Consider the following 24,333-nt stretch of genomic DNA (forward strand, 5'->3'; position numbering starts at 1 on the left):
GCGAGGAGGACGAGGTCTGTCCCGGCTCCGTCGGTTGGTTCGCGGCGAGGGGCCGGGCTACTGCTCGTCACATGGTCCGACGGGTGTCAGGGAGCCCTGTGCGGGGCCGGCGACACCGATGCCACCTCGGACCCCGACGTCTGACGGGGAAAGGCACGGCGGTAGTCGGTCGGGGAGACGCCGATGTGCCTGAGGAAGTGGTGGCGGAGGTTGTTCGCCGTGCCGAGGCCGCTGAGGTGCGCGATCCGTTCGACCGGCAGGTCCGTTGCCTCCAACAGGCCCTGGGCCCTGCCGAGCCGCTGGTTGAGCAGCCACCGCAGCGGCGTCGTCCCCGTGACCTGCCGCAGCCGCCGGTAGAAGGTGCGCGGGCTCACGGCGGCGCGCCGCGCCAGGTCCTCGATCGTCAGCGGTTGGTCGAGGCGCTCCCGCGCCCACTCCAGCACCGGCGCCAAGCCCTCGTCGTCGGCGACGGGCACCGACAGGTCGATGAACTGCGCCTGGCCACCGGGACGGTGGGCGGGCACCACCATGCGTCGGGCGAGCTGGTTGGCGACGTGCGCGCCGAGGTCGCGGCGGACCAGGTGCAGGCACAGGTCGAGCCCGGCGGTCATTCCGGCGCTGGTGAGCACGTCGCCGTCGTCCACGTAGAGCACCGAGTCGTCGACGTGGACCTTCGGGTACCGCTCGGCGAGGGCGGCGGTGTGCATCCAGTGGGCGGTGGCGCGGCGGCCGTCGAGAACCCCCGCCTCGGCCAGCGCGAACGCGCCGGTGCACAGGGAGACCATCCGGGCGCCCACCGCGTGCGCCCGGCGCAGCGCCTCGACGAGACGCAGCGGCAGCGGGGCGCCCTCCTCGACGCAGGGGTCAGGCACCGACGCCACGATGACCGTGTCCGCGCCCACCAGATCGTCCAGCCCGTACCGGGTACGCACCCCGAACCCCGGTGCGGCATGAACGCCGGACGGGTCGGGCCCCCCGGACAGGTCGGACGAGCCAGGCGACCGGTCGCCCGTGCCGCACAGCAGCAGCTCGTACCACGGGTCTGCGAGATCGGGCTGCGGCTTGCCGAACACCGTGGCGGCGATGCTCAGCTCATACAGATCCCAGGACGGGATCTCGATGTCCTCGGCCACCACCAGGGCGACGGAACCGGCGCTCATGGCCGCCATCGTAGGGCCGCCGCCTGGCAGGAATTTGGCGGGAGTCGTCATCAGTGTCACTGGTGAGGCCAGGGCCACACTGCGAATCTTGGGCGCAGGTGATCAACCTCCCCAAGGAGAACACGCATGATGTCCGTCCCACCGCCGGTGACCGTCCTCGGGCTGGGGAACATGGGCACAGCGCTGGCCACCGCCCTGCTGGGCCGCGGCCATCGCGTGACCGTCTGGAACCGCTCGCCGCAGAAGGCCGCGCCGCTGATCGAGCTGGGCGCCCGCCTCGCCGCGACGCCCGGGGACGCGGTCGCGGCGAGCGAACTCGTCATCCCCTGCGTCCTCGACTACGAGGCGCTCTACCAACTACTCGCCGGGGCCACCGACTCGCTCGCCGGCCGCACCGTCGTCAACCTGACCTCCGGCAGCCCGGAACAGGCGCACGAGGCGCTGGCATGGTTCCGCTCACACGGCGCCGACTACCTCGACGGCGCGATCATGACGACTCCGCCCGGCGTCGGCCTCGACGAGGTGATGCTGCTGTACAGCGGCCCACGCGAGGTGTTCGACGGCCACCGCGCCACCCTGGCGGCCCTGGGCGACCCACTGCACCTCGGTGCCGATCCCGGCCTGGCCTCCCTCTACGACGTCGCCTTGCTGGGCCTGATGTGGGCCACCATGACCGGCTGGCTGCACGGCGCCGCGCTGCTCGGCACCGAGAAGGGCACGGCCACGACGTTCACCCCCGTCGCGATCCGCTGGCTGGGCACGGTGAACGGCTTCCTCACCCGGTACGCCGGCCAGGTGGACGCCGGCCGCTACCCGGGCGACGACGCCACCGTGGACGTGCAGATCGCGGCCATCGACCACCTCCTCCACGCCGCCGCCACACGCGGCTTGGACACCACGCTGCCCGAACTGCTGAAGTCCACCATGGAGCGGGCCAGCGCCGCCGGCCACGGCTCGGACAGCTTCGCGAGCGTCATCGAGGTGCTCGCCGCCCCGAAAGCGACGTGACCACCGCGCCCGGCGTCCGGGCACCCGGTGCCCGCGTACCGCACGTCCGTTGACGGTGGAGGAGAGGACCCGGCGTCAGGGAAGGCCGACGTGAACGCGGGCCCTGGCGCTGGCCGACGGCCTGCGTGACGCGTGGGGCACGCGTCGTCCGGACCACGTCCGCCCGTCCCCGGGCGAGCGGCCCCGCCCGGGGCGCGGGAGTGCGCGGGCGGGGCTGGGGTGGCCGGAGCCGGGTGGAACGGGTGGAACTGGTGGAACGGGACGGATCAGAAGGTCACGTCGCTACAGAAGAAGTAGATCTGGTCGGCGTGGGAGGCCTTCCAGATCGTGTAGACGACGTGGTGTCCGGAGCGGCCCGGCGCACTGACGTTGGTGGTGTAGTGCTCGCCGGGCGCGTACCGGCCGGTGGACTGCCTCAGCTCCAGGTCGCCCCAGTCCAGGGCGTCCGTCTGCGCGTTGTACCCCTGCTTCGTCACGTAGACGTGGAGGTAGTCGGCACCGTGACGGGCCTGGTCGTAGACGTCGACCGTGAAGTTGGTGCTGATCTGCGAGGTCTTCCAGGCGCCCGGGTTGTCCATCGAGTTGTACCTGCCGTCGCCGGTCTGGCCGGCGCTGCACAGGGTGTTGTCGGGGATGAAGGCCTGGAAGTTGCCGCCGGTGCCCTCGCGGTAGAGGCCGTTCCAGTTCCACATGGCGTTGGTGTCGTGCTGCCACGCCTGCCAGCACATGGGGTCTTCCTGTGCCATGGCGGGGTTCTGGAAGTCGCTGCCCCAGCGCTGCCAGCAAGCGTAGTTGCGGGAGACCGGGTCAGCCGTCGAGCCGTGAGCGGAGGCCGTCGGGGTGGACCACGGCGTCACCAGGAGGGTGGCGGCGGCCAGGACGGCGAGAAGCGCGCGGAGCGTCCATCCGCGCGCGCTGGTCTGATCGTGTCGAAGTGTTGTCACTGCGGCTCCTCGTCCGGAGTCGGTGGGGGGTTCCGAATGAGAGCGCTCCCACAGGGGCGTTTCCCAGCGAGCGCGGAATTGAAACGTTCCATTCCCTCCTGGATACGGGAACTGACGGAACGTTTCCTGGAACTCCCCGCCCCGTGCGGACAAGAGGAGGCGAAGGACCGCTCTCATCATCGATCCCCGACCGTTCAGGAGACAACCCCTGTGCGCACAATGCACCGACCAGACGGACAGAATCGAACAACCGGGGTGCCCGGCCTCGTGGCGTCCCTGGGCCTGGCCGCGCTGCTCCTCCCCGCGACGCCGGCCGCCGCCTCGGCCGGGCCGTCGCGCGCCCCGGAGGCGCCGCGACCGACGGTGGCGGACCTCGGCGACGCGGCCACCGGGGCGTACCTCACGCGGTTCTCTCCCGGCGGCGACGGCGAGCACGAGCTGGTGCCGGTCGACCCCGCCGACGTCGCCGCCGCGTGGCCCGTCGACCACCTCCGCCCAACCCCGGACGCCGTGGGCGCCGCCGGTTCCCCGGCGCGGCCCGTCACCGGCCAGAGCGAGCTGTACGAGATCACCGAACGCGGCATCGGCGACGCCGGACAGCCGTTGACCCCCGGCGAGGAGTGGACGAGCTACGCCGTCGACCTCGACACCCTCGCCGCCTACTCCCCCGAGGAGGCCGTCCCCGCCGGGGACTACGCCGTCGTCTCCGTCGTCGACGGGCACGTCCTCCAGGTCCACACCCTGCTGGGCCTGGCCGAGGACACCGCCGTCACCTTCGACACCCGCCAGGCCACCCCGGTCGACCTGACCGTCTTCGACGCCGACGCCACGGCCACCACCAGGACCGCCACCGTGTCCTTCAGCAGTGACGACCTCGGCGTCGGCATCGGCCTCAGGTACGTCACCCGGACCACCGACGCGGGCGAGGCCGCCGTCTTCCGCACGCAGTACTCCGGCGCGACCGACCCCGAGGGGCGGCTCACGGCGGGCCTCGGCGCGAGCTGGGCGGACGAGGAGGGGACCGCCGCGTACCACGCCGGGTACGAGGGCGACGCCCCCGACCTGTTGGACGGCTTCTCCCGCCAGGTCACCCGGGAGGAGCTGGCCGCGATCGAGCTGCGCCAGGGCGGGCCGGCGGGCGGCCCTGACGAGGGTCTGCTCCGTGTCGACGGGGCGGCCCACGGCTTCGTCGGCGAGGTGACGCTGCCCCGCACCACGACCCACCACGTCCAGGGAGGCGACTGGGCCGTCCTGCTGAACGTCCCCGACCCCGTCAGCGGGGCCACCCTCGTCTACGGCTCCGAGTTCGAACCCTACGAGGCGGGCCGGACGTACGCGCGCACGCTCAACGTCGGCCCGTTCGCCCCGACGGCGGACAGCGGCTGGCTCTACCGCCAGGGAGACGAGCTCATCGTCAGGACCCAGCTGCTCGCCGACGGCGACGGCCACTTCGTGGGCGCGGTGCCCTACGCGGGCGAGACCACCCTGCGGCGCGACGGCGAGCTGCTGGCGACGTCCGACGCGCCGCTCTACCGCGACCAGTTCACCCTCCCGGCGGAGTCGGAGCCGGCCACGTACGAGCTGACGACGAGCTTCCGCCGGGACGCGCCGTTCAGCTCGGAGGTCACGCTGTCGTTCACCTTCGACTCGGCGACGGTGCCGGGCGACGGGACGCAGGAGCTGCTGTCGATGGTGGAGTTCTCCCCGGCCCTCCGGCTCGACAGCACGGCGCCGGCCGGCCGGCGGATGACAATCCCGGTCACGGTCCACGGCGCGGCGGCGGGAGAGAACCTCGACGCGCTGACGGTGGAGGCGTCCTACGACGGCGGCGAGAGCTGGCGGCGCGTCCCGGTGACCGACGACGGGACGGCGCGCGTCGTGAACCCGCCGGCCGGCGGCTCGGTCTCGCTCCGGGGCACCGCCACCGACCACGACGGCAACGTCACCACCCTCACCGTGATCGACGCCTACCGCACCCGCTGAGGCCGGTGTCCGCGGCCGTCACGCGTCGGCGGCGACCGTCCGGGTCGTCAGGTCGTCGTCCGTGACGGCCCGCAGCACCCTGCACGGCACCCCGACCGCGACCACCATCGGCGGGACGTCCCTGCTGACGACGCTGCCGGCGCCGATGACCGACCCGTACCCGATGCGGACACCCGGCAGGACGACGGCGTTGCTGCCGATCCACACCCGGTCCTCGATGACGATGGGCTCCGAGAACCGCGCGAAGTCGACGCGGCGCGCCGGATGGACCGGGTGGCCCGTCGTGGTGAGGGTGACGTTGGGAGCGATCATGACGCCGTTCCCGATGCGGATGTCGACGTCGTCGACGAACGCCAGGTTGGCGTTGCCGAAGAAGTCGTCGCCGATGTGGACGTTGCTTCCGAAGCCGGCGCTGAACGGCGCGTGCAGCACGGTGCGCTCGCCGACCGAGCCGAGGATCGCGACGAGCAGCGCGCGCCGTCTCGCGGCGTCGCTCGGCGGGGTGTGGTTGTACTCGAAGACCAGGTCGGCGCGTCGCAGCGGGGCCTGGAAGGCCGCCTCGGACTCGGTGTAGACGAGGCCCTTCCGTATGCGGTCCAGGACCTCCCGCTCGTCGCTCTCCGGCACAGCGTTCTCCCTCCGCACGTCGGACCCGCACAGCTTAGGCACCGACCCCCGGCCGGCCGGGAGGCCGGGGGTCGGGGTCGGGGGTCGGGGAGGCGTTCGCGCCGCCTTCGCACGGGCGGTCGGCGGTTCGGCCGTGTGGGGGGCGTCGCCGCGTCGTTCCGGGCAAGGAAGCTCGCCGTGGGGTGGGTGCGCCACCCCTGAACGAAGGGAGTGGGGCGATGGTGAGGCGACGACTCGGGGCCGCCGTGGCCGCTGTGGCGGCGGCGGGTGTGGCGGGCTGTCTCGCGCTGTCCGGTGCGCAGGCGGCCGGTGCCCAGGCGGCCGGCGCGCGGGGTGTCACGCCGCAGGACTGCGAGGACGCGGGCGGCACGGTCGTCGAGTACGGCCCTGGGTTCGTGCTCTGCCGGGGAGGGGCCCACGACGGCACGATCATCGCCGTGCCGTAGGGCGGCCGCGTAATCGGCTTGAGCCCCGGGGGGTCGGTGAGGACGATGGCGGGCGACAGGCCGGTGGCGACACGGCATTCTCCGGACGAACGTGAGACCCATGAGTGAGCAACCCGAGCGATGGAGCCAGGCGACCGTCCACCCCGACATGTGGGCCGACCCGGACGACGACCCCCGCGAGAGCGACGGCGGCACGCCGGACGGCGAGCTCCCGACGCTGCTGGACTTCCTGACGAACTACCGCATGACGCTGCGGCTGAAGTGCGAGGGTCTGGACGCGGAGCAGCTGGCCCGCCGGTCGGTCCCGCCGTCGACGATGTCGCTGCTCGGCCTGCTGCGCCACCTCGCCGAGGTGGAACGGGACTGGCGCAACTGGATCACCGACGGGGACCCGTTGCCGAGGCTCTACGGTCCGAAGGACGCGGACTTCGACGGCGCCGTCGCCGACGAGGCCGTGGTCGAGGCCGCGTACGCCGACCTGGAGCGCGAGCAGGCCGCGACCGACGCCGTGCTGGCCGCGCACCCGGACCTGGGGGAGCGGCTGGGCGAGGAGCGGATCGCGGTGCGGGAGCTGATGGTGCACCGGATCGAGGAGTACGCCCGCCACTGCGGGCACGCCGACCTGCTGCGGGAGCGCGTCGACGGCCGGGTGGGCCAGTAACGGGAGGCGGGAGACCCGGGACGGGGGTGCCGACGCCGGCGGTGACGTCGGCGGTGACGTCGGCGGTGATGCGGCGAGGGACGGCCGGGACGGCCGGGGCGGCTGGGCCGGCTGGTGCCGGCCAGCGAACGTGGCGATGGCTGGCGAAGCGGCCGAGACCGGCTCGTCTGTCGGTGGTGCGGCGTACCCTGCGAGGAGTGGGTGGGGGCCCGCCACGAGGGGGGTCGCGAGGATCGCGAGGGGAGCCACGAGGGGGAGGCGAGAGCCGTATGACAGTCAAGACGAGGTCGGCGGCGCGGGTTCGGGACTCCGGTCCGGACCGGCCGTTGCGTTTCCGGGACGCCGTGTCCGGGTGCGTGTTCCTGCTGGGCACGCCGCACGGTCAGCCCGCGCTCTGGCGCCGCGTCGTGCACGGCGCGGTGCGGACGTACCGGCAGGTCGGGGCCGAGGACGCGTTTCCGTACGAGGAGGTGGCCGACGGCCGCTCCACGTCGATGTTCGTGGCCGGCGTGTGCCCGGCCGGACGGGTGGTCGCGGGCGGGCGGATGCAGGGCCCGTACCGCGTGCCCGACGAGGCGCACGCGGCACAGGTGTGGCGGGGGCGGGACGGCGAGGCCGCGCTGCGCGAGACGATCGCGGAGCGGATCGGCGAGGGGGTCGTCGAGGTGAAGTCGGGCTGGGTGGCCCGTGACGCGGAGCACCGTTCCGCGCTGGGCGCCGCCCTGGGGCGGGCGATCGTGCACATGGCCACGCTGCTGGGCACGCGGTTCGTGCTCGGCTCGGCGGACCGGGCACGGACCGGGCGGTGGTGCGGCAGCGGCGCCCGGGTGGACGCGCGGATTCCGTCGAGCCCGTATCCGGACGAGCGGTACGACACCGTGGTGCTGTGGTGGGACATGACGTCCTGGCGTGAGGTCGCCGACGCGGGGCAGGTGACGCTGGTCGACGCGGAGCAGACCGTGTGGGGCCTCGGCGCGGGAGGGTCGGGGGTGCGCGAGGGATGACAGGCCATCAGACCGCGCGCCCGTCGGCGCGGGCGGACGAGGCGTACCGGCCCCGGCTGCTGGACGAGGCCGACCCCGGGGACGCCCGGGTCCTCGCCGCGTTACGGGCGGAGCCCGGGACCGTGTTCCGCGACCTCCGTGCGGAGCTCCGCGCCGAGTTCGCCGGGCTCGCGGCGCCGCCCGAGTTACCGGAGGGCCCCGAGGCCGACCGCTTCGTGCACTACCCCTGGCGCCGGGCGGTGCTCGGCCTGCCGGGGCCGCTGCTGCTGCGCGCCGTCCGTCTCGACCGCAACCGGGACAAGCTCACCCGGGAGGAGCAGGCGCGGCTCGCGCGGCAGACCGTCGGCGTCGTCGGGCAGAGCGTGGGGCACGGCGTCGCGCACACGCTGGCGCTGGAGGGCACCTGCGGCCGGCTGGTACTGGCCGACTTCGACGCCATGGAGCTCACCAACCTCAACCGGGTGCCGGGCACCCTCTTCGACGTCGGGGTCAACAAGGCGGTGGTCACCGCCCGCAGGATCGCCGAGCTGGACCCGTACCTGCCGGTCGAGATCCTGTCCGGCGGCGTCACCGCCGAGAACGTCGACGCGTTCCTGGCCGAGCTGTCGATCGTCGTCGAGGAGTGCGACTCCCTCGACGTGAAGCTGGCGGTGCGGGAGGGGGCCCGCCGCCACCGGCTGCCGCTGGTGATGGAGACCAGCGACCGGGGGCTGCTGGACGTGGAGCGCTTCGACCTCGAACCGGAGCGGCCGCCGTTCCACGGCTTCCTCGGCGACACCACCACCGAGCAGCTGCGCGGGCTCTCCACGCGCGAGAAGGCGCCGTTCGTCGCGCGGATCCTCGACGCGGGCGGGCTGTCCGCCCGCATGGCGGCGAGTCTGGTGGAGATCGACCACACGCTGTCGAGCTGGCCGCAGCTCGGTGGGGAGGTGCAGCTGGGCGGGGCGCTCGTCGCGGCGGCGGTGCGCCGCATCGGCCTCGGGCTGCCGCTGCCGTCGGGCCGGACGCGGGCGGACGTGGAGAGCGCGCTGGACGACCTCGCGTCGCCGCCGGGTGTCGGAACGCCGGGCGTCGGAACGCCGGGTGTCGGAACTCCGGGCGCAGAGCCGTCGGATGGCGAGCCGTCGGGCGTCGGGCCGTCGGCCGTAGAGCCGTCGGACGCCGACGCGACCGCGGCCCCCGGTGGGCGGCCGGAGCCGGCGGCCGGAGAGACGGGGGCGGCGGGCCTGGCGGCCGTGCTCGCGTGCGCGCAGCGCGCCCCCTCGGGCGGCAACGCGCAGCCGTGGCGGCTGGCCCACGACGGCGCCACGGTCACGATCGCGCTCGACGCGGGGCCCGAGCGGACCTCGGCGATGGACGTCGGACGCCGGGGCAGCGCGCTCGCCGTCGGCGCCGCCCTGTACAACGCGCGCGCCGCTGCCGCCGCCCACGGGCTGCTGGGCGGCAGCGAGCTGCTGACGGCGGGCACGGACGCGGCTCCCGAGTCCCCTGACCGGCCCGCGCCGCTGACGGCGGTGCTGCGGCTCGGCTCCGGCGCCGATCCCGAGCTCGCCGCGGACCACCCGGCGCTGCTCGCCCGCCACACCAACCGCCACCTCGGCACCGGCCAGCCGCTGGCCTCGGGCACCCTCGCCGAGCTGGCGGACACCGCCCTGGCCGCGGGCGCCCGCCTGCGCGCGGTCACCGCGCGGCCGGCGCTGGAGGAGGCCGCCACGCTGCTCGCCGGCTCCGACCGGGTGCGGTATCTCACGCCCCGCACCCACCGGGAGATGATCGCCGAGCTGCGCTGGCCGGGCGAGGACCCGCGCACCGGCATCGAGCTGCGCACGCTGGAGCTCGCCCCCGACGAGGCGGCGGCCGTCGAGATAGGCCGCCGCGCCGACGTGATGGCGCGGGTGCGCGCCGTCGGGGGCGGCGCGTCCCTCGGCGACTACACCCGCGACCGCGTGTTGAGCAGCTCCGCCGTCGTCGCCGTCACCTTCCCCGTGCCGCCGCCCGCACCGGGGCCGGGGGCGCCGACACCGGCGGACGGGCCGCCGCCCCCGGCACCGGCCGCCGAGCTCCTCGCCTACGCGGGGGCGGGCGAGGCGTTGCAGCGCGTCTGGATCGGGGCCGAACGGCTCGGGCTGGCGGTGCAGCCCGTCTCGCCGGTCTTCCTGTTCGCCCGGACTCCGGCCGAACTGCACGCGCTCTCGCCGGAGTTCACCGACACGCTCGCCGCGCTCCAGCGCCGGTTCCTCGCGCTGCTCGACGTGCCCGAGGGGGAGGCCGTCGCCCTGGTGCTGCGCCTGAGCCACGCGCCCGCCGCCACGGCGCGCAGCCTCCGCCTCCCGGCGCTCCCGGCCCGCTGAGGCGCGTGGTCGCGGCACCGGCCGCGCCCTCAGCGAGCGCCTCCCTCCGAGCGAGCGCCCACCGGGTCCCCGACACGCTCAGGCGTCGCCCTGGCGAGATCGCGCCTCGCCGATCTCCGACGCGTGGCGCACCGCCCAGTCGGCGAGCGCCGACAGCGGCTCCAGCAGCGTGCGCCCGAGCGGCGTCAGGCTGTACTCGACGCTCGGCGGCACGGTCGGGTGCACCGCGCGGTGCACCAGTCCGTCGGCCTCCAGCCCGCGCAACGTGCGGGTCAGCATGCGTTGACTGATGCCCTCGACGGCTCGGTGGAGCTCGTTGTACCGGTGAGGGCGGCTGCCGAGGAGGACCACCAGCAGCATGCTCCACTTGTCGCCCAGACGCCGGAACAGGTCCCCGACCGGGCAGGCGGCGAGTTCGTCCGCCGGGACGGGACGAGGCAGTTCGTGGGCGAGCACGGAGGGCACATCGGAGGGCACAACGGAGGGCACATCGGTGTGCGTACCGGACATGAAACTGCCTTCTTTCGGCTTCTGGCGCGGCGGCCCACGATGGGTCAGTCGCCGCCGAGCCTAGGGAGAACACCGTGCCGGGCCAACCAGCCAAGACCGTCGTCATCAGCGGGGGGACCGACGGCATGGGACGTGAGACGGCCCTGCGACGGCTCGCACACGGCGACCACGTCACCGTCATCGGCAGCAACCCGGCCAAGGGGAAGGCGTTGCTGGCCGAGGTCGACAACCCCAGGCTGCGCTTCGTTCGGGCGGACCTGTCCTCCATCGCCGAGGTCGAACGGGTCGTCGCGGCCATCGCCGAGCGGCACGAGGCGATCGACGCGCTGGCGCTGTTCGCCAACCGGGTGCGCCCGAGGCGACAGGAGACCGTGGACGGGCTGGAGCACACCTTCGCCCTCTACTACCTGAGCCGATACCTGCTCAGCCACCGCCTCGTCCCCCTGCTCGACGCCGCCCCCGCCCCCGTCGTCGTCAACGTCGCGGGCGTCGGCACGACCGCGGGCCGGATTCACTGGGACGACCCCCAACTGACCCGCCGCTACGGCCAGGTGCGGGCCCAGCTCCAGGCGGGCCGGGCCAACGACCTCCTCGGCGTCGCCTTCGCCGGCCGGGCATCCACCCGGGCCCGCTACGTGCTCTACCACCCGGGCTTCACCCGCAGCGGCGCCGACGCCCACAGCAGTCCCCTGATCAGGGGATCGATCAGGCTGCTCGCGAGGCTCTTCGCCCGACCCGTGGCCGAGGCGGTCCGCCCGATCGTCGACTGGATCGACCACCCTCCGCCGGAGCCGCTCACCGCCGTCGACCGGGGCAGCCGCCTGGACCTGTCGCTCAGAACCCTCGACCCGGACGACGCCGCGCGCCTGGCCACCTACACCGAGGGCCTGCTGCGCGACCGCTGAGGCTCGACCGCCGGCGCGACCCCTGAGGTTCCTCCGACCCGACGGTCGAGCGGCCCGAGGCCGCGTCACCGCGTCACAGCCTCGCCGTTTGTCGCCCGAACCTCCGCGCCGAACCCGCGCGCGCCGCCCCCCGCGCCGCTCGGCCGGGAACCCTCCCACCCCACCCCCTGTTCCATGGCTCGTGCCAGGTCGGGAACGCCCGACACGGCACCGACACCACACAGCCACGCGTACGGAGGTAGGGCGATGGAGGAGATCAAGCTCTCACCCGAGGAAGTCGACCGCGTCAAGGGCATCATCGCCCAGGCGTACGTCGAGATGGGCCAGGTCGCGACGGGCATCGGCGGGCACGCCGGCAACGTCGGCGCCGCCTACAACGGCTCGGGCACCGCCACCGCCATGGAGACCTACGAGGGACTCGGGCGCGCCGGCCAGGCCCTGGCCGACGCCCTGGACGGCCTCTCCATGGACCTGGGGCTCACCGCCAACACCGGTCGCGAGACCGACGAGGCCGCGTTCGGCGCGCTCGGCAACGTCGCCGTGCCGAACACGTCCTCCGACCTGTCCATCGCCGCGCAGGTCTGACGGACCGGCCCACACCGGCCCGGCGCGGCACCCGCCACGCCAGGCCACGCCACGCCACGGACACACCGCCGACCACGCCACACGAGGGGAGACCACCATGACGTTCAACGGGCTCATCCACTTCAGGAACTCGGAACTCGACTCGATCCAGTCCCAGACGGTCAGCCAGCAGGACCAGTACATCCAGATCTGGGACAACGTCCGCCTCCAGCTGACGGGCCTGATCAACGCCGGCCAGGTCGACGTCCAGATCGGCAACGTCCTCACCGAGCGGGACGAGATCTTCCGCCGCCAGGCCACCGGCTACGACGAGAGCGTCACCGCGCAGAACACCGCGATGCGCAACGTCCAGAGCATCGGCAACGAGGGCGGCGCCGCGATGGTGCGCGCCGCCGCCGGCGGCGGACGCTGAGCGGGACGGGGACACCACGATGGACCTGATCCCGATCAACATCACCGGGGTGCGCGAGGCCGAGGCCGGCGCGGCCGACCGGGACGGGCTGGCCTCGTTGAAGGAGAAGCTGTCCCAGATCTCCTCCGACGCCGCCATGTTCGGCGGCGTGCCGAACGCGGCGCGGGCGGCCCAGGCGCTGAGCGCCGCCACGCTGGCCATGTTCAGCGCGGTGGAGGGGGCCGGGCGGACCGTTCAGGACATCGAACGGTCCGCGAGGACGGCGGCCGGGATCGGCGAGCAGACCGACGCCGAGGCCCAGGGCGCGCTGATGGCCGTGCAGGCCGAGCCGGACCGGAGCCGGAAGGCCGCGATGGCGCTGACCGACCTGCTGTCCGACCGGAGCGGGGGAGCGTGAGCCATGAGCATCGAGGCCGAGTTCGCGGCGACGATCAAGATGATCACCGACACCCAGGAGTACAGCATCCGCGCGGCGGCCGGGGCCTGGCTCGGCATGGCCAGCGCCGCCGGGCAGGAGCAGGGCGCCCTGGCCAGCACGGCGCAGCAGGCGGCGAGCCAGCAGGGCATGGGCCTGGTGGAGCTGGCCGACCGCCTGACCGCGACCAGCGGCTGGGCGGCCGGGGCCGCGGGCGTCGCGCAGCAGATCTCCGACCAGCTGACGCGCGCGGGTGACCGCACGGCGCAGGCCGTCGAGCGCGCGTTCGAGCTGGCGCAGCAGTTCGCGATGTTCGAGCGGTACGGGCTCACCGGACCGTCGGCCACGCCCGAGGCGCGGGCGCGGGCGGAGCAGGAGATGCTGCGGCTGCTCGGCCTGGCGCGGCAGGAGGTCCAGGCGCTGGGCGAGGAGTACGGCCGGATCATCGGCGGCGAGGCGCCCGCGCCGCCGGAGGGGGGCGGCGGGGGCGGTGCGAGCGCGGTGCCGGCCGCCGCTGGGCCCTCGGCGGCGTCGGCGGCCTCGGCCGCGTCGGCCGCGTCGGCCGGTGGCGCCGCTGCCGCCGCCGGTGCGGCGGGAGGCGCGGGAGCGGCGGCGGGCGCCGCCGACCACCAGGCCGCCAACGGGTCGGCCGTCGGCGCGGGCACCTACCCGCACTCGCGGGTCATGGGGCCCGAGCAGGGCGACTTCGCCGGCTGGGTCCAGAGCCCCACCACCGGCTACCTGGTCGACCCGGCGACCGGCCGGGAGTTCGACCCGGCCTACGGGCGGTGGATCGACCCCGTGACGGGCCAGCCGTTCGGCGAGGTCACCGAGTACTCCGCCCGGCTGTCGGGGCTCGGCAACGGCCCCGGCACCATCGCCTCGCCCAGCGGTCTGGGCCTGGTCGCCGGCGGCGCCGCGCCGACGGCCGGCGCGGTCGGTGCCGGCGGTGCCGGCGCTGGCGGCGGGATGGCCGGCATGTACGGCGGGATGCTCCCGCCGAGCATCGCCCAGGCAGGACCGGTCCGCGGCCAGGTGACGGCGCAGGCCCAACGCACCATGAGCCAGCGGGCGGGCGTCGCGCGCCACCTCGCGATGCGCGAGGCGGCCCAGGGCGGGCGCCCGTTCCTGCCCCCGCCGGCCACGGGCGCGGCGGCGGCCACGGCCCGGGGCGGCCAGGGACGCCCGACGGGGGTCGGCCGCGTCGGCCGGACCACCGAGCTGACCGAGGACCCCGAGGTCTGGGCCCCGGCCCACGCCGCCAGGGGCGTCCTCGGCGAGTAGCCCCTCCACCGAGACCAGAGAGGAGAACGACGATGTCCGCAGACGGCCTGTGGTACCTGCCCGAAGGCTTCCGCGAGGGCGCCCGGGGCAACGAGGCCACCGCCCAGGCGGCGGAGACCACCCGCGACCTGCTGAACCGGGTCCAGGTCAACGCCTCCGACTACGGCGGCGCCGACGCGTTCGTCACCGCGCTCACGACGACGCGGGACACCAACGCCCGGGGCGCCGCCCACGCGGCCGAGGGCCGGCACAACATGGCCGCCGCGGACACCCAGGTCGCCGATTACGGCGAGGAGATGGACGCCGCCGCCGCGCAGACGCTCGGCGCGGCGTCCGCCCCGCCGTCCGCCCCGCCGTCCGTCCAGCCCGACCAGGCCGTCGCGAACGGCCTGTGAGTCGAGGGGAGTGCAGACAGTGGACGCGAGCTTCGAGTTCTCACCGGCGGAGGTCGCCGCCCGCGCCGGCAAGGACCCCTGGGCCATCCGGACGCGGTTCACGAGCGAGGTCGACGTCGGCGCCATGGGCCGCGCCGGTGACGCGCTCCTGGAAGCGGCGCGGGAGGCGCGCGGCGTCAAGGACCTCGCGGTACGCGCCGACGAGATCGCGCAGGGCGCCGGGGCACACAACGGAACCCCGATGGCCGACGCGGCCGACCGGTTCGACCTGACGAACGTGCAGCTGCGCGACCCGCAGCTCGACCGGGCGGTCGAGAGCAACTTCCGCGCCATGCAGATCGCGGACCGGACGGTGACCCTGGTCGACGCGAAGGTCGGCGGCCCGGCCGGGCTGGAGAGCCGCATCACGGGCTACGAGGGGGAGGCGCAGGCGGAATGGAGCTACTGGACCTCTCTGCGGGACAGCCTCAACGCGCAGTACGGCAACTCCGCGATGTCCCCGCCGCCGACCGTTCAGTACAACGGCCGCTCGGTGACCTTCGGTCGGCTGCCGAGCGGCGAGCTCACCCTCCCGACCGAACTTCCCGCGATGATCCGCGAGACGTACCTGAGCCAGGCCGGGGACGACGCCCGCCTGACCGGCGACGACATGGACAACCTGATCGCCCGGTATCGGCGTGACCTGATGGACCTGGCGACCGGCCTGAACAACATGGGGTTCGACGTCTCCGAGGGGCCGCTGAAGAACTTCGTCAATCCCCAGATGGCGGACTTCGCCGCCGAGCAGATCAACGCCGCACTACGGGACGGAAACGCCACCCCGGCCGATCTCGACATGTACACCGGGTATCTGGAGTCCATCAGGCGGGAGATCCACAGCGAGCCCACGGATCGGTTCGGAAATCCCAGGGGACAACTGGATCCGCGGGACAACGCATTCCTGTGGAACTTCTACGACCGCCTCACCCCGGAGTCGCTCGGGAAGCTGGGACAGCTGGACGACACCCACGACCTCGCGAAGACGAACGTCGCCAACGGCATCCAGATGCTGATGAACCCGGAGATCGGCGGCATGAATCCGAACGGATCGGCCGTACCCGAGTCCATTCGCCACTTCGTCCAGGACTATCGGAGCAGCGACCTCGTCCAGGTGGGGACGCCCGGCCTGCGAGACGAGGTCGAGCGGTTCACCGGTTTCGGGAACGTCATGTCCCACGCGACCGTGGCCAGCAGTGACGACTTCTCCAAGAGCCTGGCCTATGCCGCGACCGGCCTCCAACAGTCGAATCTCGCGCACTACCCCGGCCTCTCCCTGAACGACGCGGGCAGTGGCATGCTCCAGGCCGCCGCGTTGAACAGCGGAGCCTCCGCCGAGCTGCTCAACGAGGAGGCGTTCCGCGGTGACCTCCTGATCACGGGAGGCCGGGGCGCCGCCGCGCTGATCGAGAGCGGTGCCGTCATTCCCGACGGGATGGATCCCGCCAGTCCGGAGGCGAAGCCCTACGTCGACGCCGGCTTCCACGTGCTGACGGACGCGGCCCGCTACGGCGACGAGGCGATCGCCCACGCCGAGCTCGCCGGGGTCGACGGCAGCCACCTGCGGCAGGCCATCGGCAACACCGCCATCGCGCACATGGACCTGATAGCGATGGGCGGAGGCGGCGAATCGAAGCTTTGGGACCCCCACGTTCCCGTTCCCACGGGCGGCCCTCAGTGGGGCTTCACCATCGGTGACGAGGACCGCCAGAAGCTCTTCGAGATGATGCACAACGACGAGGCCACGCGGAGCCAGTTCTTCGGGGACGTCGCCGAGTGGCAGCGCGAAACCACCCTGGAAACCTTCCAGAACAACCCGTTCGGCCAGGGGGGCGGCGACTACGCGAACATGAACGCCATTCGTGGCGCGGGGGAGATCCAGGGCGTGGTGGCCGCCGTTCAGGGGAGGGACGAACTCGCTCTCTCCCAGGGCATCACCGACACGGCCACCTACGCCAACTACGCCGCCACGGCGGCCGGGGCCGCGTTCCCGGTCGTCGGAGCCGCCACCGGGACGGTGAGCGGATGGGCGAAGGACCACTTCCAGAACGAGTTCGGCGAGCAGTTCGCCGACTTCGCGGCCACCAGGCAGGCCGCCGGGATGTACACCGTGACCCAGGCGGCGGTCGACGCGGGCTACAGCAACTTCAGCGCGGAGACCCACGCCGATTCCGAAGCCCTCCGCGGACAGTCGGAGCTTCCTACGGAACGGGTCCAGTGGTTCACCAACCTCGCCGCCGGCGCGGACGGCATGGGTGAGGTCGCGAACGCGTTCAACACGGGTTTCGACGATGGCGTGCGGAGCGTCAGGTAGCGAAGAGGAGCTGAGAGATGACCACCCCCACCACCACCCTCTTCCGCCGCCCACCGCGCGCGGCGGCGCCCGTCGTGCCCGAGCAGGAGCTCGTCGTACAGGCGCCGCCGCAGCTGCCGCAGCCGGAGGAGAACCAGGCCTGGATGATGGCCCTGCCCGCGCTCAGCGGGCTCGGGTCCGTCCTCTACATGCTCACCATGGGCCGGGGCCCCATCGGCTACGTCATCGGCGCGATGTTCCTCGTCTCCTGCCTCGCCATGGTCGTCGGCGCCCTCGTCTGGCACCGCGCCCGCACGCGCGGCGCCGCGCGGAACGACCGGCGCGAGTACCTGCGGTACCTCGACCAGACCCGCGCCGAGGTGCGGCGCACCGCCGCCGCGCAGCGGGAGGCGCTGGAGTGGAACGCGCCCGCGCCGCAGGCGCTGTGGGCCGTGGCCGAGAGCCGCCGCATGTGGGAGCGGCGCGGCACGGACCGGGACTTCGGGGTGGTGCGGGTCGGCACCGGCCCGCGGTACCTGGCGACGCCGCTGGTGGCGGCGGAGACCGCGCCCGTGGAGGACCTCGACCCGCTGAGCGCGGTGGCGTTGCGGCGCTTCGTCGACACGCACGCCGTGGTGCGGGGGCTGCCGTTGCAGGTGGCGCTGCGGCGCTTCGCGGCCCTGTCGATCGTGCCGGCCGACCACGACGGGCCGGGCGGCGGCTTCCACGGCGGCTTCCACGGCGGTGCCCGGCGCGGCACCCGCGCCGCCGCCGGGCTCGGCGCCGCCCGTGCGCTGGCCCGCGCGGTCGTGGCGCACGCGGTCACGTTCCACTCGCCCCGCGAGCTGCGGGTCCTGGTCTGCACCGCCGAGCCGGAGGCCCCGGACTGGGCCTGGGTGAAGTGGCTGCCGCACGCGCACCACCCGCAGGAGGTCGACCACGCCGGCCCGGTCCGGATGGTCCACCCGAGCCTGGCGCTGCTGGAGGAGTGGCTCGGCGCCGAACTGACGCGCCGCAGCCGCTTCAGCCGCACCGCCGCGCCCGACCCCGAGCTTCCGCACCTCCTCCTCGTGCTCGACGGCGGACTGGTCACCGGGACGGAGGCGCTGCTCGACCCCGGCGGCCTCCAGGCCGTCACGGTGCTGGAGGTGGGGGGCCGGGCCGCCGGGCCGCTGGCGGAGGCCCACGGCGTCTGCCTGGAGGTCGGGCCCGCCGACGCAGCGGGCACGGCGACAGGCCCAGGAGCGGGCCCAGGAGCGGGCCCGGGAACAGCCCTCGGAACGGGAGCGGGCGCGGGCGCGGCGACGCTGACGGCGCTGGTGGGGGAGACCCGCGACGCGCTCGGGCACGCCGACGCGCTCACCGCCCCCGAGGCGGAGGCCCTCGCCCGCCGCCTCGCCCGTTTCCGCGTCGACACCCTCACCCCCGCCGCCGACGCCGGCGGCGAGGACCTCACCACCGTCGCGAACACCCTCCCCGCCCTCCTCGGCATCGCCGACCCCGGCGAGCTGAACCTCCCGACGCTCTGGCGGCACCGCCCGATGCGCGACCGCCTCCGCGTGCCGCTCGGCGTCGCCGCCGACGGCGGGCTGCTGGAGCTGGACATCAAGGAGTCGGCGCAGAACGGCATGGGCCCGCACGGCCTCCTCGTCGGCGCGACGGGCTCCGGCAAGTCGGAGCTGCTGCGCACCCTCGTCCTCGGGATGGCGGCCACGCACCCCTCCGAGCACCTCACCTTCGTCCTCGTCGACTTCAAGGGCGGCGCCACCTTCGCCGGCATGGCGGACCTGCCGCACGTGGCCGCCGTCATCACCAACCTGGAGGACGACCTGACGATGGTCGACCGGATGCGGGAGGCGCTGGCCGGCGAGATGAACCGCCGGCAGGAGGTGCTGCGCGACGCCGGGAACCTCGTGTCGATCCGGGACTACGACCGCGCCCGGCAGCGCGGGGCACAGCTGCCGCCGTTGCCGAGCCTGTTCATCGTCGTCGACGAGTTCTCCGAGCTGCTGACGCAGAAGCCGGACTTCGCCGAGCTGTTCGCCCAGATCGGGCGGCTGGGCCGCTCCCTCGGCCTGCACCTGCTGCTGGCCTCGCAACGCCTCGACGAGGGCCGGCTGCGAGGGCTGGAGGCCCACCTGTCGTACCGGATCGGCCTGCGCACCTTCTCGGAGTCCGAGAGCCGCACCGCCCTCGGCGTCCCCGACGCCCACCACCTGCCCAACGCCCCCGGCCACGGCTACCTGCGCACCGACACGGCGACGCTGAAACGCTTCCGCGCCGCCTACGTCTCCGGCCCCTACCGCACCGGCGAGGAGGGCGGCGGCCCGGCGCTCGGCGGCGCCCTGGACGTGCGCCCCTTCCCCGCCGGCTACCTGCCGGTGCCCGAGGACGAGCGCCGCGCCGCCGAGCCCGAGCCGGCGCCCGAGCCGGCGCCGGCCGCCGACGAGTTCGCGGAGGGCGAGGAGCTCGGCACCACCGTGCTGAGCGTCATGGTCGAGCGCATGACGGGCCAGGCGCCGCGCGCCCACCAGGTGTGGCTGCCGCCGCTGGACGAGCCCGAGCCGCTCGACGCGCTCCACGGGGACCTCGCCGTCCGCGAGGGCCGCGGCTTCGGCACCGACCCGTCCCGCCCGCCCCTGACGGCCCGCCTCGGCGTCGTCGACCGGCCCTACCACCAGCGCCGCGACCCGCTGGAGGTGGACCTCTCGGGGGCCGGCGGGCACGTCGCGGTCGTCGGCGGGCCGTTGAGCGGCAAGTCCACCGCCGTGCGGGCGCTCATCGCCTCCCTCGCGCTGCGCCACACCCCGGAGGAGGTGCGCTTCTACTGCCTGGACTTCTCCGGCACGCTCTTCGCGCTCGCCGGCCTGCCGCACGTCGGCGGCGTCGCGGGACGCACCGACACCGAGCTGGTCAACCGCACCGTCGCCGAGGTGCTGGAGATGCTCCAGACCCGCGAACGCCGCTTCCGCGAGCTGGGCCTGGAGTCGATGGCCGCCCACCGCGCCGCCCCCGTCGAGGGCCGCGACGGCCGGGCCGACCGCTTCGCCGACGTCTTCCTCGTCGTCGACGGCTGGCTGGCGCTGCGTCAGAGCTACCCCGAGCTGGAGGAGGTGCTGATGGCCGTGGCCGGGCGGATGCTGACCTACGGCATCCACCTGGTCGTCACCGGCAGCCGCTGGATGGACATGCGCATGGGGCTGCGCGACCTGCTGGGCACGAAGATCGAGCTGAAGCTCGGCGACGCCCTCGACTCCGAGGTCGACCGCAAGGCGCAGCGGGACGTCCCCGCCAACCGGCCGGGACGCGGCCTCACCGCCGAGAAGCTGCACTTCCTGGTGGCGGTCGCGCGCGTCGACGGCGTCCGCTCCGCCGACGGGCTCGCCGCCGGCGTGGCCGACCTGGTGCGACGCGTCGACGAGGCGTGGACGGGGCCCCGCGCGCCGAGGGTGCGGCTGCTGCCCACCACCTTCGGCCTGGCCGACCTGCCGGCGTCCCTCGCCGAGCGGCAAGGGCTCGCCGAGCGGCAGGGGCTCGCAGAACAGCAGGACGGCACCGGGCGGCAGGAGGGCGCCGGGCGGTCCGGCGTCACGATCGGCCTGGAGGGCAACCGGCTGGAACCCGTCGTGCTCACCCCCGGCGAGGACGCCGGCCTGATCGTCGTCGGCGACAGCGAGACCGGCAAGACCGGCCTGCTGCGCGCCGTCGCCCGCCAGGTCGTCCAGCGGCACACGCCCGAGCAGGCCAGGCTCGTCATCCTCGACCACCGGATGACGATGCTGCGCGAGTTCGACGGGCCGCACCTGCTGGGGTACTCGACCACCCACGAGCGTTCGCTGGAGGTCGTCGGCGGCCTGGCCGAGGGGCTGCGGAAACGGGTGCCGGGGCCGGACATCACGCCCGAGCAGCTGCGGGACCGCTCCTGGTGGACCGGCCCCGAGATCTACCTCCTCGTCGACGACTACGACCTCGTCGCCACCTCCCGCGGCAACCCCCTCGCCCCGCTGCTCGACTTCCTCCCGCACGCGCGGGCGATGGGCCTGCACCTCCTCGTCACCCGCCAGGCGGGCGGCGCCGGCCGCGCCGTGCTGGAGCCGGTGCTGGGGCGGATGAAGGAGCTGAACTTCCCGGCCGTGCTGCTCAGCATTCCCAAGGACGAGCTGCCCATCTGGGGCGTCAAGCCCGCGCAGCGCGCCCGGGGTCGCGGGCTGCTGCTCCACCGCAGGCTCGGCAACGTGCCGCTCCAGCTCGTGCGCGAGGACTCCGCGCCGACGAGGACCGCCGCGACGCCCGCCGCACCCAGGACATCCCAGACGCCTGAGACACCCAACGGACCACGCAGGGACCGATGACCATGAGCGCGATCCTCACCCACCAGGCAACCGCCTCCCCGAGCCCTTCCCCGACCCCCAGCCCGACCCCCGACCCCGCGTCCCGCCCCGCGCCCGCGCCCACCGGCGCCGCCGCCGCGTTCGTCCGCGTCGGCGTCGCGGGCCCCAGGGGCCGCGTCGACCTGGCCGTGCCGGCCGCCGTCCCCCTCGCGACCCTGCTGCCGACCCTGCTGCGCCAGGCCGGCGAGGACCCGGGGCCCGACGGCGGAACCCGCCACGGCGCCTGGGTCCTGCGCCGCGCCGACGGCATCCGGCTGGAGGCGGCCGGCTCCCTCGCCGACCAGGGCGTCGCCGAGGGCGACCTGCTCTTCCTCGGCCACGGCTCGGACGACGCCACGCCACCGGTCTACGACGACGTCGTCGAGGTCATCGCCGAACACGGCGTCCGCCACGCCTGGTCCGCCACGGCCACCCGCTACGGCGCCGCCGCCCTCGCGACCATCGCGCTCCTCGCCGGCACCGCCACGCTCGCCCTCGCCCCGGGCACGCTGCCCGGCTGGCTGGGCCTGGCCACGGCCGTGCTGGTGCTGTGGGCCGGGGTGCTCATGGCGCGCGGCTTCGGCGACGCCCACGCGGGGACGTTCGCCGGCGCGCTGGCCGCCCTGCCCGCCTCGGTCGGGGTGGTCCGGCTGCTCGGCGTCGAGGGCGACGGGCCCGGCGCCGCGCACCTGCTGCTGGTCTGCGCCGTGGTCGCCGTCATCGGCGGGCTGGGTCCCGTGCTGGTCGGCGGCGGGGACGGGGTGTTCGCCGCGCTGGTCGTCGCCGCCGTGCTCGGCGCCGTCGGGGCGCTGCTGTGCACGGTCTGGCGGGACGTCAGCCCGACCGAGGCGGCGTCGGTCGCGGCGCCGCTCGCGCTCGCGTTGACGACGCTGTGGCCGACGCTCGCGCTCCGCTTGGCCCGCCTGCCCGCCCCCCAGGTGGCCGCCACATCCGAGGACCTGGAGCGGCTGCCCAGCCAGCTCGCCCACGAGCGGCTGACGGCCAGGGTCGCCGCCGCGCGCCGCCTGCTGGGCGGCCTGCTGCTGGGCAGCCACGCCGTCGCCGCCGTCGCGACGGTGCTGCTCCTGGCCTCGACCGAGCTGTGGGCCTCGACGCTGGCCGGCGTCCTGACGCTGCTGACGCTGCTGCGGGCCCGCCTGTTCCGCGAGACGACGCAGACGGTCACGGCCGTGGTGACCGCGCTGGTCGCGGCCGGCGGGGCGGCGGTCGTCACCGTGCTGGACCGGGCGTCGCAGGCGGTGCCGCTGCTGGGCCTGACGCTGCCCGTCACCCTGACGGTCGCCCTGGTCGCCGGCACCGTGGCCGTCGCCGCCCGCCGCCACCGCCTCAACCCGCGCCTGGCGCGGGCGATGGACGTGCTGGAGACGACGCTGCTGCTGGCGGTGGTCCCCCTCGTCCTGGCGGTGTGGGAGGTCTACGGCGCCCTGTTGAACCTGAGGGCGTGAGCGCGATGACCACCAACGCCACGCGGCGCTCCCACAGGGCCCTCCGGTCCCTGCTCGCCGCCGCGCTGCTCGCGGGCGGCGTCGCGCTGGCCGGGGCCGCCTCGCCGTCCGCCGCCGCCTCCGAGCCGTGCCGCACGCGCGTGGTCGGCGAGGAGCTGCCCGAGGGCACCGGGCCGCACCCGCTGATCGAGCAGCTCGCCCTGCGCCAGGCGTGGGACCTGTCCACCGGCGCGGACGTCACCGTCGCGGTCATCGACTCCGGCGTGGACGACCGCCACCCCGACCTGGCCGAGAACGTCGGGCGGGGCAGCGAGTACACGGTGGTGCCCTACGAGCGTGGCTTCGACCACGCGACCCCCGAACGGCAGCGGGACTGTGTGGGGCACGGCACCGCGGTCGCCGGTCTCGTCGCCGCCCGCCGCGCCGAGGGGGACCGGATGACGGGCGTCGCCCCCGACGCCCGGGTGTACCCCGTCCGCCTCGTCGACGACGTCGCGCGGGTCACGCCCGACACGCTGGCGGCGGCGATCGACGACGCGGTCGCCTCGGGAGAGGCCGACGTCATCAACCTCTCGCTGGCCGTGCCGCGCGACGACGACGCGGTGCGGGAGGCGATCGCGGCGGCCGTCGCGGCGGACGTGGTCGTCGTCGCGGCGGCCGGCAACGAGGGCAACCGGAACGTCACCGGCGGCCTGATGTACCCGGCCGCGTACGACGGGGTCCTCGCGGTCGGCGCGGTCGACGCGCGGGGCAGGCCGTTGGACTCCTCCAACGCCGGCCCGTGGGTGGACCTCGCCGCCTTCGGCGACGACCTGGTGGCGCCCGCGCCCGGCGGCAGCGGGTACCGGTACGCCTCGGGCACCAGCGCCGCCGCCGCCCAGGTGGCGGGGGCCGCCGCGCTGGTCCGCTCGCTCCTGCCGGAGCTGACGGCGGAACAGGTCGCGCGGCGGCTGACCGAGTCCGCCACGCTCCTCGGCGGCGCGGTCAACGAGCGGACGGGACACGGACTCGTCGACCCCTTCGGCGCGCTCACCCACCTCGACGAGCCGGCGGGCTCGGGCGACGCCGGGGCAGGGGCCGAGGACGGGGGCGAGGCCGAGGCCGAGGCCGGGGGCGTTCCCGGCGGGGCCGTCGAGGTGCAGGCCATCCCGCGCGAGGAACCGCTGCTCAGCCGGGCCGCCACCACCGCCGTGGCCTGGAGCGGCGGCCTGCTGCTGGCCGTCGTGCTCGGGCTGCTCGCCGCCCCCGGGGTCCGCCGGGCCGCCCGGCGCGGCTGGCGCCGGCCACCCGCCGCGGCACCGTCCGCCAACGGGCCCGGTGGGCCCGGCGACACCGCCGACACCGCCGACACCGCCGGCACCCGGACGGAGCCGCCGCCCTCGCCCGGGACCCGCCTCGCCTGGCTCGGCGGCGACGGCACCGGCGACCCCGGCGGCGGCCACCCCACCCCCCACCACGACCGGAGCGGGAGCCGATAG

General features: G+C 74.8%; 20 protein-coding genes. 16 read left to right on the forward strand and 4 right to left on the reverse strand.

Annotation, left to right across the window (positions count from 1 at the left end):
* Window positions 1-86 precede the first annotated feature (86 nt).
* Entirely contained in the window at window positions 87-1,139 is a 1,053-nt protein-coding gene (locus ACTWP5_RS20815; protein ID WP_443222586.1) for a GlxA family transcriptional regulator, read from the reverse strand.
* 147 nt (window positions 1,140-1,286) lie between these two features.
* On the opposite strand from ACTWP5_RS20815, the gene ACTWP5_RS20820 reads away from it, so the two are divergent.
* On the forward strand, window positions 1,287-2,168 hold the full coding sequence (locus tag ACTWP5_RS20820; protein WP_443222549.1) for an NAD(P)-dependent oxidoreductase: 882 nt from the start codon (window positions 1,287-1,289) through the stop codon (window positions 2,166-2,168).
* A gap of 266 nt (window positions 2,169-2,434) precedes the next feature.
* On the opposite strand, the gene ACTWP5_RS20825 is transcribed toward ACTWP5_RS20820, so the two are convergent.
* Entirely contained in the window at window positions 2,435-3,112 is a 678-nt protein-coding gene (locus ACTWP5_RS20825) for a lytic polysaccharide monooxygenase auxiliary activity family 9 protein (protein WP_443222550.1), read from the reverse strand.
* 267 nt (window positions 3,113-3,379) lie between these two features.
* On the opposite strand from ACTWP5_RS20825, the gene ACTWP5_RS20830 reads away from it, so the two are divergent.
* Window positions 3,380-5,095 carry a hypothetical protein gene (locus tag ACTWP5_RS20830; RefSeq protein ID WP_443222551.1) on the forward strand — a complete coding sequence of 572 codons (1,716 nt, stop codon included), beginning with the start codon at window positions 3,380-3,382 and terminating at the stop codon, window positions 5,093-5,095.
* A gap of 18 nt (window positions 5,096-5,113) precedes the next feature.
* Here the strand turns inward: ACTWP5_RS20830 and ACTWP5_RS20835 are convergent, their stop codons facing one another.
* Window positions 5,114-5,722, reverse strand: coding sequence for a sugar O-acetyltransferase (locus ACTWP5_RS20835; protein WP_443222552.1), 609 nt, complete (start codon window positions 5,720-5,722; stop codon window positions 5,114-5,116).
* Window positions 5,723-5,940: 218 nt separating this feature from the next.
* Here ACTWP5_RS20835 and ACTWP5_RS20840 point away from each other — a divergent pair, with 218 nt between their 5' ends.
* The 4 genes from ACTWP5_RS20840 (at window position 5,941) to ACTWP5_RS20855 (ending at window position 10,184) form a co-directional block, all read left to right on the forward strand.
* Window positions 5,941-6,168 (forward strand): hypothetical protein, encoded by a 228-nt coding sequence (locus ACTWP5_RS20840; protein ID WP_443222553.1) that lies wholly within the window; start codon window positions 5,941-5,943, stop codon window positions 6,166-6,168.
* Window positions 6,169-6,268: 100 nt separating this feature from the next.
* On the forward strand, window positions 6,269-6,829 hold the full coding sequence (locus ACTWP5_RS20845) for a DinB family protein (protein ID WP_443222554.1): 561 nt from the start codon (window positions 6,269-6,271) through the stop codon (window positions 6,827-6,829).
* Window positions 6,830-7,098: 269 nt separating this feature from the next.
* Window positions 7,099-7,833, forward strand: a complete 735-nt coding sequence (locus ACTWP5_RS20850) for a hypothetical protein (RefSeq protein ID WP_443222555.1) — start codon at window positions 7,099-7,101, stop codon at window positions 7,831-7,833.
* The gene (locus ACTWP5_RS20855) at window positions 7,830-10,184 is read left to right on the forward strand and encodes an Rv1355c family protein (RefSeq protein ID WP_443222556.1); all 2,355 of its coding nucleotides are present in this window, start codon (window positions 7,830-7,832) and stop codon (window positions 10,182-10,184) included. The genes ACTWP5_RS20850 and ACTWP5_RS20855 overlap by 4 nt, the downstream gene beginning before the upstream one ends.
* A gap of 78 nt (window positions 10,185-10,262) precedes the next feature.
* Here the strand turns inward: ACTWP5_RS20855 and ACTWP5_RS20860 are convergent, their stop codons facing one another.
* Window positions 10,263-10,694, reverse strand: a complete 432-nt coding sequence (locus tag ACTWP5_RS20860; protein ID WP_443222557.1) for a winged helix-turn-helix transcriptional regulator — start codon at window positions 10,692-10,694, stop codon at window positions 10,263-10,265.
* A gap of 74 nt (window positions 10,695-10,768) precedes the next feature.
* Here ACTWP5_RS20860 and ACTWP5_RS20865 point away from each other — a divergent pair, with 74 nt between their 5' ends.
* The 10 genes from ACTWP5_RS20865 (at window position 10,769) to ACTWP5_RS20910 (ending at window position 24,333) form a co-directional block, all read left to right on the forward strand.
* Window positions 10,769-11,599 (forward strand): SDR family NAD(P)-dependent oxidoreductase, encoded by an 831-nt coding sequence (locus tag ACTWP5_RS20865; RefSeq protein WP_443222558.1) that lies wholly within the window; start codon window positions 10,769-10,771, stop codon window positions 11,597-11,599.
* Window positions 11,600-11,845: 246 nt separating this feature from the next.
* Entirely contained in the window at window positions 11,846-12,184 is a 339-nt protein-coding gene (locus ACTWP5_RS20870; RefSeq protein ID WP_443222559.1) for a hypothetical protein, read from the forward strand.
* Window positions 12,185-12,281: 97 nt separating this feature from the next.
* On the forward strand, window positions 12,282-12,596 hold the full coding sequence (locus ACTWP5_RS20875) for a hypothetical protein (RefSeq protein WP_443222560.1): 315 nt from the start codon (window positions 12,282-12,284) through the stop codon (window positions 12,594-12,596).
* A 19-nt stretch (window positions 12,597-12,615) separates the two neighbouring features.
* A complete protein-coding gene (locus ACTWP5_RS20880) occupies window positions 12,616-12,993 on the forward strand; it encodes a hypothetical protein (protein WP_443222561.1) in 378 nt (125 codons plus the stop codon).
* 3 nt (window positions 12,994-12,996) lie between these two features.
* Window positions 12,997-14,295 (forward strand): hypothetical protein, encoded by a 1,299-nt coding sequence (locus ACTWP5_RS20885; protein ID WP_443222562.1) that lies wholly within the window; start codon window positions 12,997-12,999, stop codon window positions 14,293-14,295.
* 32 nt (window positions 14,296-14,327) lie between these two features.
* Entirely contained in the window at window positions 14,328-14,690 is a 363-nt protein-coding gene (locus ACTWP5_RS20890; protein WP_443222563.1) for a hypothetical protein, read from the forward strand.
* Window positions 14,691-14,709: 19 nt separating this feature from the next.
* The gene (locus ACTWP5_RS20895; RefSeq protein ID WP_443222564.1) at window positions 14,710-17,040 is read left to right on the forward strand and encodes a hypothetical protein; all 2,331 of its coding nucleotides are present in this window, start codon (window positions 14,710-14,712) and stop codon (window positions 17,038-17,040) included.
* Window positions 17,041-17,057: 17 nt separating this feature from the next.
* Complete coding sequence (gene eccCa / locus ACTWP5_RS20900; RefSeq protein WP_443222565.1) at window positions 17,058-21,371, forward strand: type VII secretion protein EccCa; 4,314 nt, start codon at window positions 17,058-17,060, stop codon at window positions 21,369-21,371.
* Window positions 21,372-21,373: 2 nt separating this feature from the next.
* On the forward strand, window positions 21,374-22,855 hold the full coding sequence (eccD, locus tag ACTWP5_RS20905) for a type VII secretion integral membrane protein EccD (RefSeq protein WP_443222566.1): 1,482 nt from the start codon (window positions 21,374-21,376) through the stop codon (window positions 22,853-22,855).
* A gap of 5 nt (window positions 22,856-22,860) precedes the next feature.
* Window positions 22,861-24,333 carry a S8 family serine peptidase gene (locus ACTWP5_RS20910; RefSeq protein ID WP_443222587.1) on the forward strand — a complete coding sequence of 491 codons (1,473 nt, stop codon included), beginning with the start codon at window positions 22,861-22,863 and terminating at the stop codon, window positions 24,331-24,333.

The organism is Streptomyces sp. 4N509B, assembly GCF_052245655.1.
In the GTDB taxonomy this organism is placed as follows: domain Bacteria; phylum Actinomycetota; class Actinomycetes; order Streptomycetales; family Streptomycetaceae; genus Streptomyces.